General features: G+C 41.5%; 17 protein-coding genes. 7 read left to right on the top strand and 10 right to left on the bottom strand.

What is annotated here, in order from left to right; translation table 11 throughout:
• Positions 1–22: 22 nt before the first annotated feature.
• From QCD85_RS11610 to QCD85_RS11600, 3 genes are read right to left on the bottom strand one after another with little or no spacing between them, the layout of a single operon-like run.
• Positions 23–1,273 carry an MFS transporter gene (locus tag QCD85_RS11610; protein ID WP_301262697.1) on the bottom strand — a complete coding sequence of 417 codons (1,251 nt, stop codon included), beginning with the start codon at positions 1,271–1,273 and terminating at the stop codon, positions 23–25.
• Between the two features lie 20 nt (positions 1,274–1,293).
• Positions 1,294–2,289, bottom strand: coding sequence for an ROK family protein (locus QCD85_RS11605; RefSeq protein ID WP_301262696.1), 996 nt, complete (start codon positions 2,287–2,289; stop codon positions 1,294–1,296).
• Complete coding sequence (locus tag QCD85_RS11600; protein WP_301262695.1) at positions 2,286–3,518, bottom strand: ROK family transcriptional regulator; 1,233 nt, start codon at positions 3,516–3,518, stop codon at positions 2,286–2,288. The genes QCD85_RS11605 and QCD85_RS11600 overlap by 4 nt, the downstream gene beginning before the upstream one ends.
• Positions 3,519–3,763: 245 nt before the next feature.
• On the opposite strand from QCD85_RS11600, the gene QCD85_RS11595 reads away from it, so the two are divergent.
• Positions 3,764–4,270, top strand: coding sequence for a Crp/Fnr family transcriptional regulator (locus QCD85_RS11595; protein ID WP_301262694.1), 507 nt, complete (start codon positions 3,764–3,766; stop codon positions 4,268–4,270).
• 48 nt (positions 4,271–4,318) lie between these two features.
• Here QCD85_RS11595 and QCD85_RS11590 read toward each other — a convergent pair whose 3' ends face one another.
• Positions 4,319–5,335, bottom strand: coding sequence for a PTS transporter subunit IIC (locus QCD85_RS11590; protein ID WP_274171535.1), 1,017 nt, complete (start codon positions 5,333–5,335; stop codon positions 4,319–4,321).
• Between the two features lie 215 nt (positions 5,336–5,550).
• The gene (locus QCD85_RS11585) at positions 5,551–5,970 is read right to left on the bottom strand and encodes a FlxA-like family protein (protein WP_273614028.1); all 420 of its coding nucleotides are present in this window, start codon (positions 5,968–5,970) and stop codon (positions 5,551–5,553) included.
• Positions 5,971–6,104: 134 nt separating this feature from the next.
• Between QCD85_RS11585 and QCD85_RS11580 the strand changes: the two genes are divergently transcribed.
• Positions 6,105–6,617, top strand: coding sequence for a cupin domain-containing protein (locus tag QCD85_RS11580; RefSeq protein ID WP_301262693.1), 513 nt, complete (start codon positions 6,105–6,107; stop codon positions 6,615–6,617).
• Here QCD85_RS11580 and QCD85_RS11575 read toward each other — a convergent pair whose 3' ends face one another.
• Positions 6,618–8,669: a methyl-accepting chemotaxis protein gene (locus QCD85_RS11575; protein WP_301262692.1), complete on the bottom strand. Its 2,052-nt coding sequence runs from the start codon at positions 8,667–8,669 to the stop codon at positions 6,618–6,620. It lies immediately after the preceding gene.
• A 561-nt stretch (positions 8,670–9,230) separates the two neighbouring features.
• Between QCD85_RS11575 and QCD85_RS11570 the strand changes: the two genes are divergently transcribed.
• Positions 9,231–9,395: a hypothetical protein gene (locus QCD85_RS11570; protein WP_273614031.1), complete on the top strand. Its 165-nt coding sequence runs from the start codon at positions 9,231–9,233 to the stop codon at positions 9,393–9,395.
• An 82-nt stretch (positions 9,396–9,477) separates the two neighbouring features.
• On the opposite strand, the gene QCD85_RS11565 is transcribed toward QCD85_RS11570, so the two are convergent.
• The 3 genes from QCD85_RS11565 to QCD85_RS11555 are packed head-to-tail and all read right to left on the bottom strand — an operon-like array spanning position 9,478 to position 12,536.
• Positions 9,478–10,386, bottom strand: coding sequence for a serine/threonine protein kinase (locus tag QCD85_RS11565; protein WP_301262691.1), 909 nt, complete (start codon positions 10,384–10,386; stop codon positions 9,478–9,480).
• Positions 10,387–10,421: 35 nt separating this feature from the next.
• Entirely contained in the window at positions 10,422–11,471 is a 1,050-nt protein-coding gene (locus QCD85_RS11560; protein ID WP_273614033.1) for a YcjF family protein, read from the bottom strand.
• 33 nt (positions 11,472–11,504) lie between these two features.
• Positions 11,505–12,536, bottom strand: coding sequence for a zinc-binding alcohol dehydrogenase family protein (locus QCD85_RS11555; RefSeq protein ID WP_301262690.1), 1,032 nt, complete (start codon positions 12,534–12,536; stop codon positions 11,505–11,507).
• 210 nt (positions 12,537–12,746) lie between these two features.
• Between QCD85_RS11555 and QCD85_RS11550 the strand changes: the two genes are divergently transcribed.
• The 4 genes from QCD85_RS11550 (at position 12,747) to QCD85_RS11535 (ending at position 16,898) form a co-directional block, all read left to right on the top strand.
• Entirely contained in the window at positions 12,747–13,604 is an 858-nt protein-coding gene (locus QCD85_RS11550; RefSeq protein WP_301262689.1) for a sugar phosphate isomerase/epimerase family protein, read from the top strand.
• Positions 13,601–14,785 (top strand): Gfo/Idh/MocA family protein, encoded by a 1,185-nt coding sequence (locus tag QCD85_RS11545; protein WP_301262688.1) that lies wholly within the window; start codon positions 13,601–13,603, stop codon positions 14,783–14,785. The genes QCD85_RS11550 and QCD85_RS11545 overlap by 4 nt, the downstream gene beginning before the upstream one ends.
• Before the next feature lie 37 nt (positions 14,786–14,822).
• Positions 14,823–15,956 (top strand): Gfo/Idh/MocA family protein, encoded by a 1,134-nt coding sequence (locus QCD85_RS11540; protein WP_301262687.1) that lies wholly within the window; start codon positions 14,823–14,825, stop codon positions 15,954–15,956.
• Positions 15,957–16,031: 75 nt separating this feature from the next.
• Positions 16,032–16,898, top strand: a complete 867-nt coding sequence (locus QCD85_RS11535) for an AraC family transcriptional regulator (RefSeq protein ID WP_301262686.1) — start codon at positions 16,032–16,034, stop codon at positions 16,896–16,898.
• 86 nt (positions 16,899–16,984) lie between these two features.
• Here QCD85_RS11535 and QCD85_RS11530 read toward each other — a convergent pair whose 3' ends face one another.
• Complete coding sequence (locus QCD85_RS11530) at positions 16,985–18,763, bottom strand: S-layer homology domain-containing protein (RefSeq protein WP_301262685.1); 1,779 nt, start codon at positions 18,761–18,763, stop codon at positions 16,985–16,987.
• Positions 18,764–18,770 lie beyond the last annotated feature (7 nt).

Genomic DNA, 18,770 nt, shown 5'->3' with positions numbered 1-18,770 from the left:
TTAAAAATAAAATAATCATTGATTAAGATTGAGGAACAGAAGAGGAATAACGGCTGTGCACCGCTACATATAATAATAACAAAGAACCCAGTAAGGCACTAATGACGCAAGAAAGGTTCATCGCTTGCGATCCGCCAAGCTCAAGTAAATATCCATTGAGCAAATTACCAATAATACCTGCTATCCCGACAAACACCATATTAAAAATACTTTGTCCGGTCGCTTGCATATGTTTGGATGTAATGCGTGATACATATTCTACTGCCGCAATATAAAAGAATCCGAACGATAAACCATGTAACAATTGTACAGCTAGCATAACCGTTGGAACAGGAAATAACCACTGGATACCCCAGCGCAAAATATAAGCAAAAGCCGCTAACAGCAACATTTTCTCATGCCCGATCCGGCGAATCACTTTGGCGGCTATTAGCATAGATGGAATATTCGCTGCTGAAGCGATCAGCAATCCTACTCCTGCCAGTTGAAGTGTACCCCCTGCATCTTGAAAAGACAGCACAAAATAAGAATTAAATGCTGTTAACGTCTGGTTCACCAACAAGCTACCACCGAGGAAAAATAAAAACAAACGATTCGTTAATAATGTTTTGATTCCTGCACTAAGCGATTGATTGAGAATCCGGCTTTCATCTGAACGTCGTGGTAACGTGAATGCTAATATTGCCGCTAACACATTGAACAACATAAACGGAATCCAGATCAGCGATACATCATATTGACTGACATACAATCCGCCTAAATAACCTCCAACTGCTGTACCTGCACTACCAAGAAAACGGATCGCTCCGTAGGTAGTATTGGCTTTTTGCGCGGCAACCAGTGCATACGAATCTGCCATAGGCGCTTGGGTCGCTGTAAATACAGTAGAGATCGTATAGACCATAATTAGAATGAGAAAGTACGGGCTTTGATACAAAATCGATAACAATCCTGGAATCGCTACACTTAACAGCAAAACCAATCTCATTTGTTGAAAACGGTCAACGATTAATCCCCATACTGGCTGTACCAGAATCGAGATAAACGTACCTATCGATAGCAATAAGCCGACCTGTCCACTTCCCAGCCCTCCACCTACAAGCATCGAAGATAAATAAGGATTAAATATACCTCCAGCTAGTCCTGCCAGCAGATAAAAGCTACGAATCCGTAGTAGTACATCTTTGGGTGATTGTTCCTCTGTCCATTGATCTGCTAGCCGCTTCGAGGAGTCCCGTATTCCTTTTAATTTAGCACTCCATATCGAAATCATTATGATCGGCTCCTTTTGACCTAACGGCTATGTTTGTAGATTGCTAATGGATGATGTAGTACACCATAGACAGCTCCAAGCGCACCCGCTGTATTGCCTAATACCGCAGGCACCAGTTGAGTCTGAATTGGGGTAAAATGACCAATCCGTTGATGTAATTGCTCAATATAATAAGAAGAATCCGCTACACCGCCACCAATAACGACACATTCTGGATTTAGTAACGAAATCATATTAGCTATTCCTACTGCCATATAATCGATCGGTACAGTCATAATCTGCTGTGCATCGGGATGCCCTGCTTGAGCCAATCGCAATACATCTACAGCATTCACCTGCTCGATCTGACCGCCTGCATGTTCTACAATCGGATGAGTATGATCTGCTCTATGCTCGGTTAACCATTGTCTTGCATATACACCAATGCCTGTACCTGACGCATGTGATTCGAATCGTCCAAATTCCTGACTATTCGCTGTGGCTGACGATACCTGTTCTGGCTGATGATCGACCACCAAATAAGAGACTTCACCGGCGGTATAATCCGCACCACGAAACAATTGATGATGCAAAATGATCGCTCCACCGATTCCTGTGCCTACTGTGAGCATAATCAGATGCTTTTTCCCGATGCCTGCACCTTGCCAGTGTTCTCCAAGAGCCGCTACATTCACATCATTATCCAGATAAAGAGCACCCTCATAAAAAGGTTGAATCTGTTCTAGCAATGACACTCCATCTAACGGCAATGCAGGAATATGAGTGATAACACCTGTCTCGATATTGACTGCTCCTGGAAGTCCCATTCCTATCGCTTCAACATCTGTTATCGTGCGATCGATCGTAGCCAGTAGCTGATCCACCTGTTCAAATAACAAAGCAAAAAAAGTTGACGGTTGCTCTGCTTGTATCGTAGGTTGTTTTTGTTGTGCCAGTATAGCTCCATTCCGATCTGTTACGATCATTAATGTTTTGGTTCCACCGATATCAATACCGATCATCAAGCCTACAGTCATTCTTTTTCCCCCTGCTCTGCAAATAACATTTTACCGCCAACGACTAACATATCTTCTCGTATATATTGAAATGCTCGATGAATCCCTGACCATGCGGCTCCTTGAATAACCCCTTTGCCAGTTAACATCGTTGTCGTTAATTGAGGGCATACCGGAGCATACTGCTCCATCTGCTTCTGAATAGTAGGGATAAATACATCTGCATACTCTCCAATCTCACCACCAAATACAATCATTTCAGGTGCTAACATCGATGCTAGATTGATCAGAGATAGTGATAATTGTTGACCGTATTGCTCGATAATGTTGTGTGCATCAGCATTGCCTTGACGCGCTTGATTCATCAACATCTCTATATTCCAATGACGAATAGTATCTGCTGTGTCCGAATCAGAATGAGAGTCACTATATTGCTGAATAAGACGACGAATTCCTGCGCCACCGATCTGTTCTTCTAAGCGCTCATTATCTCCAGCTCGGGAAAGGCATCGTCCCATTTCACCTGCTGATCCAGATAATCCACGATATAATTTACTGTCGATCATAATTCCTGCTCCGACACCTTCACCCAAAGATACATAGACGATATGCTCTACTGATTGAGCCGCGCCATATTCTTTTTCAGCGATAGTTGCCAGATTCACATCATTATCAAGTAGGATTTCACAAGGAAACAAAGAAGCTAGTGAAGAAGAGGATAATACCGAATGATATTGTTCAAATTGAGGAAGTAACGTATGAATCGTTCCATTTTCAGGATGTACTACTGCTGGAATCCCTGCTGACAAAAAGCGTACATGATCCCATCCGATATTCGCGTCGGCAATTAACCGATCCATATGCTGTTTGAGATGTTCTAACATATCCTGCCCGTTATACGAAGCATCAAGAGGAAAATGCCCTGTCTGAATAATATTCCCTGCTAGATCTGTTAATCCGGTGCGAATATAATCTGCTCCGATATCAAGTGTTACAATATAAAATACAGTCGGATTAAATGAAAGCAATTGCCCTTTGCGTCCCTGCTGATGGCTATCATCTTGTCCTATTTCTGCAATTAATTGATGTTGCAATAAATTCTGCACCGCTGAAGAGACTGTAGGCTTACTCAAGCCTGTACGCCGACTAATCTCTGCTCGTGATAAGCTATCGTGTTGCACAATCACTTCCAAAATCAAATATTCATTCAGATTGCGGATCATTTGCGGATTGCCGATAGATAGTAACATGACATGCTCCTTTGAACTTTTTTTGTAATTAGTAAATGTTCTTTACTAATGAGTTGACAATAGTATACGTCGGCTTGAAGATGCTGTCTAGCGTATTTGTTAAAGATATTTTACGGTAATGAATATATTTTTATAATATCGTTTGTTCTCTTGCTCGCCCTATACATATTTTCAAATAAAAAAGCTATTTTACTGCATCTATACAGTAAAATAGCTTTAGCAAACTATCGAAAAGAGGTTAAATGATGATTTTACATAAAGGTGAGTTTTTGTTCCGCCAGGGAGAACATGGTGGACTTTATCATATTACAAGCGGACTTTTCAAAATTGTACGTCTGCATGAAGATGGCAATCATATTTTATTTAATATTATTGTGCCCGGTGAGACGATTCCACATCATTCGTTAATTAGCCCGATGGCATATCACGGTACAGCGATTGCGTTAACGACCAGTGAAGTCGAACCGATTCCTGCTACAGAATGGTATGCTCAATTGGAACGTGAACCGCTTCGCTACCGTGATATTGCGATACAACTGCAAGACAAACTGCGCATGATGCAACAACGGATAGATCAATTAACCCAGATTGCTCCAGCCGACAAATTGACTCATTTACAGAGCTGGTTCCAGAATTATCTAAGCGATATTCCGATTACTGCTATTTTGACTCAAGATGAGATTGGACAATTAATCGGGGTACGACGGGAAACGGTAAATCGATTGTTACGAGCACAGATCAAACATATATAATCGAATAGATCATGACAATCACATCAAATTCTACTTATCTGTTTACACCTATTGTACTTCCATGTGAAGATCCCCTGTTTTGGCCCAGCCAATTTTTTTGAGTACATAATACAGCACCAACGTAATGATTGCTGGTAATAACACGCCGATCATGAGATAGATGATAAAGGCGCTTGCTCCTTGTGTTGCCAAAATATTTAACGGTGCAATCATCGAGTTCAAGCCTAATCCTGCTAATTCATATGACGCTTGAAAATGGAATACCAGTGTTGCAATCGGAGCACAAATAATAGCTGCGATAAACGTAGGTAACACCAACCGCGGATTTTTGACCAGATTCGGAAATTGTACTTTTGGCGTAACTAGAATCTGTGCTATAATTCCGCCTGCATCATTTTGGCGAGCAGACATTAATGTAAATCCAACAAACTGTACCGTACAACCAATCAATGCCGCTGCACTAGAGACTGGATCTAATTTCAAAGCAATCGCAATCGCTGCTGAGGATGCAGGAGACATTAACAATATACTCCATACTAATGAGATCGCCATCGAAGCCAAAATAGGAGAACCCTGTACAGATTGAGTAATGCCTGCGCTGATCGTAATCAACAATGGAGTCACTACTGCTGCCAGCCCTGCTCCGACCAAACCACCGACAAATACAGCTCCTAACGGAATCGCCATCATATCAAGTTTGGTACGTCCGGTGATTCGCTTCCCTACATATGTAGCTACAATCGCTGCCAGTACAGCACTGATCGGTTGCCCGGGAACCAATGTCATGCCGCCTTCTACATTGAGATGAAGTGCTGCTCCACCAATCGTACTTGCGATCATGGCACTAAAAAGAACCAGTGTATTGCCACCCAATTGGAAAGCAATCCCTGCGCCTAATGCGGGAGCAAGCAATATTTTTGCAACCGATCCGATAGCGATCAGTGTGTCCCATCCAAGAAATTTACCAAATGTCTCAAAAAGTAATCCGATCCCCAGTGTAACGAGAACCGCATTTGCCATTCCTGCTGAAGCTTTGTACATCCGACTAACGACATATTCTTTCATTTGCTACATACTCCTCTGTGCTCCATGCGTGTAATGGTCAAACTGATTATTAGTTATCCTAACACTATCATTTTGATACTGTAAATCATATATTTTCAGAAATACCTATTTTCGATGAAAATGTTCATAATGTTGCAATTCATTTCAGCAGTGAATATCACAAAAAAAGCCATCTCCAAGGAAAGATAGCTTTTCAAAATTCAGATATACGTTTATTAGACAGTGATATCTAGCAATCCGCCTACACCCATATCGGCTGTACTGCGTTTTGCTTTTTCTTCTTCTTGTGTTTTGCGAACAGCTTCTTGTACATCTTTGAGCGATTGAATCGCTGCTTTGGCTGTTGAACCGGTACTGCTTGTAGAATCAGTTGAATCGGTAGAGGCTGTACCCGTATCTGACGAATCGCTACCACTTGACTTGGCACTCGCTTGAGCGATTTGGCGCTCGATTTGTTGAATCTGTTGTTGCACTTGTTTGATCTGTTGTTCGCTGTCTTTTTTGTCTGTACTGCTTTGTAATTTGGTTAATTGTGCTTGTAGCGCTGTTTTTTGCTTTTCAAGTGCGCTCGTGTCTGTTGTCGTTGCAGTAGAAGCTGCCTGGTAAGCACTTGATGTTACTGAAGAAATATTCATAGGTATTACCCCTTTGTCCGATAGATTACCCCTTTCTTGTTCATTATTCCCTGCATGTATTATCGGCAGTTTATGTCACTTTGTGTATAGTGATATTGTATATGTATACATGTATTTAAGGAGGTTATAAAGATATGACTGATCATTCTGTCCAAACGTATTATTTTGAAGCGAATCATGGAATACCCAATCATCCGACATTGCCTGTACTACTGTATCCACAAGCACTGCAATCTAAGCCGACAGATACTGAATCTATTTTCAATCAGAATCATTGGTTAAATAGCTGGACAAACGGTGTATTTAATTACCATCATTATCATAGCAATGCACATGAGGTATTAGGCGTGATCAGCGGACAAGTTACTGTTCAGCTAGGCGGAGAAGAAGGTCAATTATTCACCATGTATGCAGGTGATGTCGTTGTTCTACCTGCGGGTACAGGGCATAAGCGTATATCTGCTAGTCCTGACTTTCGCATTGTTGGCGCTTATCCTGACGGAATGTCTTACAATACTCGCACAGCGACAGAAACAGAAAAAGAACATGCGACAGCTTTAGCTGAAATCTCACATGTTCCTCTTCCGAAAATGGACCCTATATACGGATCACAAGGACCACTTTTACAATACTGGCATTCCGTCTAATTAGATTTTGAAGCGTTGAATCAATTGGTTCAGACGATCTGCACTATCATTTGTTTTCTTCGCTTCTTCTGCAATTTCATTCGCTTTGTGAACTACAACTGTTGTTTTGTCTGCAATCTCTTCTGTGCCTTCAGCAGACTCATTGTTAGAGATCGAAATTTCATTGATCGCTTGAGCTAGATTCTGTACAGAAGCACTTAATTGTTCACTGGTTGCGCTAAATTCAGACACCATACGGTCGATATACGTCGCATCATTCATATACGATTCGCTAGTTTTGTTCATCATTGCATAATCTTCTGAAATGTTGCCTGCTAGTAGACCGATTAGACGTTGTGTAAAGTGCTGTAAGTTGCCTACAGAATCGGTTACGTTGTTCGTAATCACTTGAATCTGACCTACAGTGTCTTTAGAAGCATCCGCTAATTTGCGGATTTCTTCTGCCACTACAGCGAATCCTCGACCCGCTTCACCCGCTCTTGCAGCTTCAATCGAAGCATTAAGCGCTAGTAAATTGGTTTGTTTAGTAATCTGTAGGATCGAATCGCTTAACTCTTTGATAGTATCTACAGATTTGGATTGTTCTAGAGCTTCATTTAATCCTATTTTCACTTCTTCATAGACTACGCCAGTTTCAGCAACCGATTTTTCCAAAGCTACTTTGAAATCAGTCGCACGTTTACTAATAATATTTGCTTCTTCTGCACCTTCTTGCGCACCTTTAGCAATAGACTCAATCGCTTTTTCAAATTCTTCGGTTGACGCATTGATTTGTTGTGCAGAAGCGGCTGTTTCTTCCATACCAGCAGACATATTTTGTGTTGTCGCTGAGACATCATGCAACTCTTTGTCCATATCCATAAACATCGTATGCGCTGTATTACTTGCTTCTTTTAGCTTTTTGGATTCTTCGCTAACCGATTGAACCACTTGCTTCGTAAACTGGTGCATCCGGTTCATAGAACGAATCAGAACTCCTGTTTCACCTACACTATTTTCATATTGCAAAGGCAATGTTTGCGAGTAGTCTCCTTGAGACATCATTTCTAATTGTTCGGAAGCTAGACGAATCGGTTTGACAATACTGCGTACGACTAGGAACAGAACTACCAAAGCAATCAATAGAGCAATAATCGTAATCACGATAATCGTTGTTAAAATGCTATATAGATCACTCATATAACTGCTAACCGGTAAGAACGTTACTACATTCATTTTAAGAACATCATCTTTTACAAACGAAGCTAGATAATGTACTCCATCGATCGTTACATACCCTGTACCATTTTCAGCAGTCGTAATATTTTGCAGACCATCTTCATTATTCAATTTCGTAAAGTCTGTTTTGAGCACTTGATTCGCATCTTGTGAGGCGATAACTACCCCTTTATCATTGGTCACGATAGTACTGATCGTTTGTTCTTTTTCTTTTTCAGTAATGCCGTCTAGTAATATATTGATATTCAGTGGAAGAGCAAATACGTTTAACACTTTATTGGTAGTCGGGTTTTTGACAGGTTCGACAACTACGATAACAGGGTTACCTGTAACTGGTGAAATCTGAGTATCCGATACCATCGGATTGCCACTTTCTAGCACTTTTTTGTACCACGGTGAAGTCGAGATCAAGTCGGTACCTTGAGATTTTCCAGCAAGACCATCTAAGAATACTTTGTCTTGATACGAGAAAAATATATTTTCATACAATCCATTTGAATTTTGCAATTTTTCATTAAGGTTGCTTTGAATACGATTGAAGTTAGTTGTATTCACTACGCCTGTTGCGGTAAGATTTTGAAAAAAGTCGACATTGTAAATTTCTTTAGCGATTGAGCTAGCTAATGTCTGTTGAGCTGCTACAGCCATTTGAAGTTCAGTAACTTTCTCATTGGCTACACGTGTTAATGAATTGGTGTTCATCGACTCATACGAACGAGTAGTCATAATTCCTACAGTAACAATAGAAACCAGCATAGACAATATAATACATACAGCAGCAATAGATAATATCCGCGAGAACAGACTCCCGGTTATATTTCGAAATAATTTCATAGTAATGATTAACTCCTCTTAATATAAATTCTGATTGATACTCTATGTGACTAACGACAGGTGATTAAATCACTAATTAAAAGACTAATTTAGCCTTTTATAGAATAATAGACTAATAATAATACTTTTTTCGACATTTAATAATCTATTAGGATTAGTTCTTAATAACTATATATATTTTAATATATACTTTTTTTCGACATTTGAATCACTATTGTTTATATTTTTTTCTAATTTAATTCATAAAATTAAATTTTGCGTGATTCAATTTTTATGTAACTTCTTTTATAAAGGGCTTACATAATATAGAAATACGAGCAAAACGTTGTTACAACAACGTTTTGTCCACATGTAGATATTGTGTCGTTCTCGTAGCAATTGCTATAAAATTTAGAAACCTTATCGTGTATCTTTCGTAAAAAGGAGAGATGAAGAGGAAAAACAACGATTTTTAATGCAGATATGTTAAACGTTTATCATGCCATATGACCTACTTCATCTTCATTCATGTGACAGCAATACAAATAGTAACCAAAAAAGCACATAAAGGAGCTAACGATTATGGGTATTCTGAAAAGTATTATCAAGCAAATCATTTCATCTAAAAAAAATCGTCGTCGTTCGTATAGCAGTAGTGATCGTTATCGTCGTGGAGGATTCCACAATCAACATGGACGTGGTCATTATCGGGGGAAGCGTTCCTCTAGTTCGTACAGCAGTAGCTAATACCGCTATCATGTTCTTATGTATATTTAGCTATCTTCACATCACAAATATCCCGCTCAGTCTATCGTAGATACATCCGATATTAGACTGGCGGGATATTTAGGTATGTGCTGTTGTTGGCAGGTAAAGATTCCAAATCTGTAATAATCCGATCGATATCTTGCACAATCTCATCAATATGCTGATACGGTTGCTCTGGCGCTACCAAAAGCATTTTGCGAATCATCTGATGTGTACGTGGATGAAGTTGTAATTCCTCTTCCCAGCTACGTTCTTGACGATCTGTTAGTGAAGAATGTGAATTTCCCTCTTCTTCGTAGCTATAGAGAAGAAATAATAACAAATGCCCTAATCCGTAAAAATCACTCGTTACATCTAGTGCACGTCTAATCCGCTTTTCTTCCTGATCGCCACTCACCAGTTCATCAAGCAGAGCGACATCTGCTGTTCCTTCTCCTTGTTGCCACATTAATCCTAGATCGATCAAATAGACTTTATGCTGATGATAGATCACATTGGATAGACTAATATCTCGATGTACCCATCCTTGTTGATGAATCACTGTTACAATCTCTACTAGTTGCTTGATCCATTGTAACGATTGAAGCTCTGTAAAGGTAAGCCCCTCTTCAAAAATCCATTCACCTACATTATGCCCTTCAATATATTCCATCACCAGACAATGATAATGATGATACTGAAATGTATCTAGCAATGACGGAATGCTAGGATGATCTATTGCACTCATCGCTCTGCATTCACGTTCATAGATCAATTGTGCTCGCATATGACCACCACGCAAAGGATACACTCTTTTCAAAACACAGATCTGCGCGGTCTGGATATCTTCACATAGATAAGTGACACCATAGCTACCTTTGCCCAAACGACGGCAAATTTTATAGCGCTCATGAATCAACTGTCCTTCGGAAAAGTGTCGTTCTTGAATCCAGCGCATCATATGCCCTTGTATGCGTTGTAATGCCTTCAATACATTATCCAGCCTTTCGATTCACATCATTATCGTTACTTGGGATCATCTAATGATGTGATTTGAGATACATCTTGCTTTTTGGTACGTTCACGGAATTTTTTATACAATCTGCCTACCGTTTCGGGAGTTACTTCGATATTGCGTTCATATGCGTATTTGACAGAATACCCGAGTGCCAGTGTAATCGCACCTGCTACCCCTGCTCCGGCTACAGAACCTGCTCCTGGGAAGATTTTGAGCACTTGAGCAAATAAGCTTTTGCCTAGATTACCGACAATAGCGGTAATCACAATTTCTTTAGCTGTTTCCCGACTAATCGGCTTGTTGTATAACGCAGCTAATCGAGTTAACAGACCTATCTGAATAGCAGTGATCGGAATAATATCAGCGCCCGGAATCGGTGCCGCTCCTACCGCCCCCGCCGAAGTAGCCGCGCCAATAATCCATTTGTTGGCGGTTGACGACTTTTCTTTGATCGTACGGGCGAATAAAATGTCTTTACTTTTTTTTTTCAACAAATCCAATATACTATCACGTAGTGTATCGATATTTTGTCCGGTACGTGAAGACACAGGAATCACCTGATATTTATGACCGGTTTCTTGTTGAATACGACGAACCAGACGATCAATCTCATCTGCCGCATCAATTTTGTTCAGTACAATAATAATATTGCTATTGATTTTCTCTAACGCTTGTAACGAATTTTTTTCCGCTTCCGAGTAGACTGTTCCTGCGGCATTGAGGAAAAAAAGAACTACATCTGTTTTGCGATAGTATTCACGGGTAACCGCAGAATTGCTTAAATTCACATCATTCAATCCCGGTGTATCGATAAAAATAATTTTTTCCCGATAAGCATAAGGCTTAATCTCTGTAGTCTCTCCAGGTTCTGCACCTACGCCTGCGACCTCTTCGCCTACAATGCGATTAATAGTAGAAGATTTCCCTGCATTTACATCGCCGATCAAAGCGATCAATACTTCATCTTTCATCTGGCGGTTAATCTCATCCATTTCTTTGTCGAACGCTTCATCTGCTGTTTTGCGAATCGTTGCTTTGAGCTGTTCATTCGTACTCATCCTGTGCCTCCTGTATATAGATCAAGATATTGATTAAGATTCAAAGCCTTCTAATACCAATTTGCCGATCATATCTCCTGCTTCTAGCAAACGATGAGCTTCTTGCAATTGAGCCGCATTAATCGGACGCAGACGCTTCGTCTCTGTCGTGCGAAGCTTGCCTTCATCAATCTGAGTCGCAATCCGGTTCAAAATCACACCTTGCTCGTTCATATCGTCTGTCTCATACATTGAACGGGTGAACATAAATTCCCACACAAAGGTAGCACTTTTATTTTTGAGTGCTTCCAGATCAATCGGTTCCTCTGTTTCTACAATCGAACAGATTTTGCCTTGAGGAGCGATCGCATCCGCCATATGTTGCCAGTGTTGATCAGTATGATTTAAGCATAAAATATAATTCACATCAGAGATACCTATCTTTTGCAATTGAGGAACAAATTCATCATGATGATTAATTACATGATCAGCTCCATGTGCTCTAGCCCAATCGGTTGTCTCTGAACGAGACGCTGTACCGATCACTGTTAGGCCTGCTTGCTGAGCAATCTGTGTAGCGATAGAACCAACACCACCTGCGGCATTGATAATCAGAATCGTCTGACCCGAGTTCGCTGACGCATCCTCAGAGATACCCAGACGTTCATGAATAGCTTCCCATGCTGTCAGTGATGTTAACGGCAGTGCGGCAGCCGCAGAGAAATCAAGTGACTTCGGCTTATGACCTACAATACGTTCATCAACCAGATGGTATTCACTGTTACCTCCTGCTCTTGTCACACTTCCTGCATAAAAGACTTCGTCCCCGATCTGAAAATCGGTCACATGCTCTCCTACTTCAACAACAGTTCCAGCTACATCCCAGCCTAGAATACGAGGATTCTCCTCGACTTGATCTTTGGGTGCTCGAATCTTTGTATCCACCGGGTTCACCGAAATCGCTTGAACTTGCACAAGCAGATCACGTCCGCTAGCAGATGGTTTGGGTATTTCTACATCCAATAGACTATCCGGTTGATCAATTGGCAAATAACGGGTTACTCCTACAGCTTTCATCATACTCATTGTTTTCATCCTTTCGGTATCTATGTATGTCGTTACTGTATATTTACCCGTTATTCATTTATCTCACACTAACCGCTTTTCTCTTTTGTTTATCCCTTATTCTACTTCTACGCTTCGATCCTCTTATTGGATACAAATACATGGTACATTGTGCAAATCAATGTATTTGTTTTTATCCTAACCGATGATGAAGGAGCTGACTATTTACGTATGAAACTTTCAGTGTTTACTGTATGTACGCCTGATCTTACACCAGAACAATTAATAACAGCAGCTACACAGGCAGGTATAGACGGGATTGAGTGGCGCTTTGCTGCTATTCCGCAAGATGCGCAAGCAGAAGTTCCTTCTTTTTGGCGACATAATCGTTGTTCGATTGATCCAGAACATACTGAACCTAGTGTTTCTATTATCAAGCAATCTGTACAACAACATCAATTAGAGTCGATTGCTCTTGTTCCTTATCTGAAATGTGGGGATCTGGATAGTACCCATCATGCGTTTGCCACTGCCAGCCAATTAGGGGCTTCGATGATGCGTGTCGGTGTACCCATGTATGATCGTAGCCGTCATTATCGCGATCTGGATGCAGAAGCTACCCGTTACCTTTCCAGTGTACAAGAATTATCTCAACAATACGGGATTCAAGCTCTAATAGAGACCCATCATCAGACGATTGCTGCTAGTGCTTCTGCGGCGTTACGTCTGGTCGAACATCTGGATCCACAGTATGTAGGTGTGTTATACGATCCCGGCAATATGGTACATGAAGGATATGAAAATTACCGGATGGGGCTTCAATTGCTAGGGCCTTATCTCGCTCATGTTCATGTCAAAAATGCAGCATGGATTCAGCAAGATCAGCAATGGCAGTGTCAGTGGGCACCTATGCTTGAAGGAATTGTGCCCTGGCAACAGATCATTAGCGATTTGCAAAGTGTAGGCTATGACGGTTATCTGGGTGTTGAAGATTTTAGCGGGCAAATGGATTCGTTTGAGATGTTATCGTATTTTGCCAGATCATTTCGTGAACTTGCCGGACAGTCTATCAAGGAGGGTCAACGATGAAAGATACATCTTCTACTATACGTGTAGGCATTATTGGTGTCGGGAATATGGGGAGTGCTCATGCTCGTACATTATTATCAGGGACGATTATCGGTGCAGAACTGGTCGCTGTTTGTGATATTCGCGAAATGATGCGTGATTGGGTAAGTGAACAGCTATCACCGACTATTGCATTTTGGAGCAATGCCGAAGACATGCTCTCTTCTGGAACAGTAGATGCAGTGATTCTGGCAACTCCACATTATGATCATGCCAGACAAGCCGCGCTCGCATTTGCCAAAGGTATTCATGTTCTTGTAGAAAAACCTGCTGGCGTATACACCAGACAAGTACGGGAAATGAACGAAGCGGCAGCAGCAAGTGGTAGTGTATTTTCGATTATGTACAATCAACGCACCAATCCACTTTATATCAAATTAAAAGACTTGATTTCTTCAGGAGAATTAGGAGAGATCAGACGTCTGAATTGGATTATTACGAACTGGTATCGCTCGCAAAGTTATTACGATTCCGGTGGTTGGCGGGCAACATGGAGTGGTGAAGGCGGTGGTGTATTGATTAACCAATGTCCGCACCAGCTTGATTTGTTGCAATGGACAACAGGGATGATGCCGACCCGAATACGTGCTTTTTGCCAGTTCGGTAAATATCGCAATATTGAAGTGGAAGATGATGTGACCGCCTATGCAGAATATGAGAATGGCGCAACAGCCGTTTTTATTACAACTACAGGCGAATATCCGGGTAGTAATCGATTTGAAATTACAGGCGATCAAGGCAAAATTGTGATCGAAAACGATACGTTAACTTTCTGGCGTTTGCGTGAATCCGAGACGGTATTTAATCAAAATTATACAGGCAAGTTCGGACATCCTGAATGTTGGAAATGTGAGATTCCGATTGAAGGAAATGAGACTGGACATCCTGGCATTATACGCAATTGGATTGAAAGTATTCAGCATGGTACTCCATTGATTGCTCCCGGCGAAGAAGGGATTCGTGGTCTAAGTCTATCCAATGCGATGTATTTGTCGACATGGATCGATGATTGGGTAGAACTACCTGTGAGTGAAGAGCAATTTGAGCATGAATTGGAGCAACGCAAACAGCAATCTTCTATTGCCAAGCCTGATTCTTCGGCAGATGAATTGCCTGCTGATCTAAGTGCTACTTATAAATAATAGAAACCAAACCAAGCTATGTTAAGGAGATTACACTATGAGTCATTCGCAAAAAGACGGTATGTTCTACGCACCAACTAGTGAATATCGATCCCAGCCGGTCTGTGCACCCGATCAATGTCAAATTGCTGTGGCTGCACTGGATCACGGGCATATCTACGGAATGTGCGAAGGATTGATACAAGCCGGTGCTACGCTAAAATGGGTATACGATCCTGATCCGCTCAAAGTACAGCAATTTTGCAAGCAATTTCCTCAAGTGAGCGTGGCGCCAACATTAGAACATATTTTACAAGATGAAAAGATTCTTCTGGTCGCTGCCGCTGCTATTCCATCAGATCGGGGACCGCTTGGCATACAGGTGATGCAAGCTGGCAAAGATTATTTTACCGACAAAGCGCCTTTCACCACATTAGAACAATTAACCCAAGCTAAAGTCGAAACTGTTCGTAGTGGACGCAAATATATGGTCTATTATAGCGAGCGCCTGCATGTAGAAAGTGCTGTCTATGCAGAGCAACTTATTCAACAAGGTGCTATCGGACAAATAGTACAGGTTATGGGTACAGGCCCACATCGCTTGCAAGCAACAAAGCGACCGGATTGGTTTTTTGAGCGTGAACGATATGGCGGTATTCTTTGTGATATTGGCAGTCATCAGATTGAGCAGTTTTTGACATTTACCGGCTCTACAGATGCGACAATTCAGCATAGTCGTGTCGCTAATTTTCATCATCAGCAGTATCCTGAACTAGAAGATTTCGGTGAAATTTCATTGCTAGGCAATAGTGGTGCTTCAGGGTATATGCGTGTAGATTGGTTTACGCCTGAAGGTCTTAGCACATGGGGAGATGGACGCACTACCATTCTAGGGACAGACGGTTATATTGAACTGCGTAAGTATGTAGATATTGCTCGGGATAATGCAGGTGATCATGTCTATCTTGTTAATCATGAAGGGGAATATCATTTTGAAGTCAAAGGTAAAGTAGGCTTTCCATTTTTCGGTCAGTTGATTCTAGATGTATTAGAGCGAACTGAACATGCGATGACTCAAGAGCATGCGTTCAAAGCCGCTGAATTATGTCTGCTCGCGCAACAGCAAGCGTGGAAAAGAACAAACGCACTACAAGGATTTAATACTGCTCCTTTGGCCAATCGTCTGTCCTAGCGCTCTTTGCCAGTGTTACAATGGAGTCAAGATCATCTGATGAATAGACCCCATTGCAGGAGGTATACTGGCAAGATGCCTAATACATTGCGCTTAGACCAGTCTGTGACTTATGGATATCGCTCGGAAATGCCTTTTCAGCCACCGACTGTAGACGGATTCCACTCTCATTTACATTATGAGATTTATTATTTTCATGCAGGCGTGTGCACCTACATTATAGGAGATCGTAGCTATGATCTGCGTCCGGGCGATGTGTTATTGATGCATGGTATGACTTTGCATCGCCCTCATCCTGCACCTGATCAACCGTATATTCGCTCGATTTTGCATTTCGATCCAGCGGTGTTACACAATTATATTCAACCTGAACATATCTCGGAATTGCTGTATCCTTTTGAACATATCGGAAATTGTCGGCTGTCTCTCAATCCAGAACAACAAGCAGAATGGGAGCAGTCGTTAGCTTATCTACAACAGATCGCTCCTCAGCCAAATGAAAAAGTATCTTTGCGATTTATAATGCGGATGTGTGATCTACTATCACTGCTTGCTGAACGTTGTAAGCAAGAACATATCACTTATGAACGGATTGGAAAATCAGGATATGCGCAAGCGATTCTGGATTATATCGAAGCTCATTATATGAACGATATCACTCTGGATGATATTGCCGATCATCTTCATTTATCCAAGCCTTATATTGCGAGTGTGTTCAAGCAATCGACAGGAACTACAGTATTCAAATATCTATACAATCGGCGGATTACACAAGCTACTTTATTATTGCAATATCAATCCGATCTATCGATCACTGAAGCTAGTCGATTGGTAGGATTCAAGCAATTGACTCATTTTAGCCGATTATTCAAACAAATGGTTGGTTGTTCGCCTGAAGTATATCGTGCCCGTTGGTTACAGGATGCGATCAATGAACACTAGCTCTATGACAAAAGCCTACCCCTATTATGATACATTTTAGGGATAGGCTTTTATTGTATTGTAGTCTTTATTTCAGTTAAGTTGGATCAGATCCAACCAGATCGTTGTAACAATCGGCGAATCATGGTTGTTGCTTGTGCACGTGACACATCGCTTTGTGGCTCTATAGCTCCTTGATTTCCTTCAACAATATGATATTTGACAGCCAAAGCCAGTGCAGGCACAGCCCAATTGGAGACTTGCTTGCGATCAGAAAAACCGCTTAGCTGTGCATTGGCTTCATTGGTCGTAATATCTGTACTCAAGCCTGTTAATTTCATCGCATGACTCAATATTTCGCTTGCTTCTTCGCGGGTAATCTGTTGATTCGGGCGAAACGTAGTATCGTTATATCCTTCGATCAATCCATGATTACTTGCACTGCCAATCACACCAGCATACCAATCAGAATCATTCACATCGGAAAAAGTAATTTTGCTAGGTTCCGCCGACAATCCCAGTGCTCTAACAATCATCGCTGCAAATTCCGCCCGGGTTACCAGTCGATCCGGTGCAAAGACTCCTCCTTTTTCCCCTGTTACGACAAGCCTTGCAGCCATATCATTCACATCTGTACGGCTCCAATGTGTAGTCATATCGACAAAAGATGGATGATGAGCTATCAGTGCATAGATACCGTTACTCCATCCATGAATACGTGCTAGTGATTGACTGTCTGCTGATGAGGGTGAGATCACTGTAGGAACAGGATTGATCGTCTGATCACTGTGATACACAATCGCTGTAGTGGCTGTAGCATTAGCAGAAGGAGTAGAGGTTGTATTCGGTACTGACATTGTTACGTCGAGACTTTGGTCACTTCCCTGCGGATTCACGGCTACTGTCTGTCCGTTATATTCAGCATGTAATTGAATACCTACCGGAGAACCGATCATCGTCAGCCCTTGTTGGTTCACAATAGATTGCAAAGGTGCTAACTCACTACTGGATGGTGTACTGATATTGATAATTAGCGTAATCGGAGTGACCGCTGATGGCGGGTTGGTAAATGATTGAATTAACTGTTGTTGCGGTAGTATAGCGATAGGCAAAGTGTACGTTACTTGCGGACACACAATTATCAGCGAACCCTGTTGCTCATACAATGCTTGTAATAATGAACCTTCAATTGGTACTTGAATCGATGGTTGATCTTTTGGGATTGAAATCGTTAATTGATGATCATTGTTCGCTGTTAGTTGTTGAATCGCTAAAAGATTGTTGATGTGGATGGTAGGCAAAGTAGAATCTGTAGCCGGGTCAATTGTAACTAGCGGCTTCGTCTCCATACTATTCTCTTCATTCGTAACCATAGGAGTCGTTGCCATATCTGCGGAATCCGGTGATCCGATAACAGGTTCTGCAAGCGACGAATCTACAGTCGTTGGGGCAATAGATGTTATGGTAGGATCGACAAATATATAAGCGCCATCTCTACCCAACTGTATAACCGCTACTAAGCGAATATTAGTAGGATCTGCTTGTTCTCGAATATACAGATAACCCGGTTGCCATTGTACAGGTGTAACGATCATTTCTGCTTGAACCCATGTACCATTGGTGCCGTTAGTAGAATCTATGCTATATTCCATCGCTGTGGTCGTCCCTGTTAGCCACCCTGCTAGAATATTCACACCTACATCCGCTAGATCCACTGATGACCCTGCTAGTACAACAGGCGATGATAAGCTGTCTGATGAAGTAGATTGTTCGGCTGCTTGAACATCTTGTACAGCTCCCCATCCCCAAGCCACCATCATTAGCAGACTGATGCAACAGATATACAGCGAATACCGACTGATATCACGTCCACGATAATGCGCCATCGCGAAC

Origin of the sequence: Paenibacillus sp. PsM32, assembly GCF_030433815.1 — a bacterium.
Taxonomy (GTDB): Bacteria; Bacillota; Bacilli; order Paenibacillales; family Paenibacillaceae; genus Saccharibacillus; species Saccharibacillus kyungheensis.
This window is presented reverse-complemented; position numbering and strand designations above follow the sequence as displayed.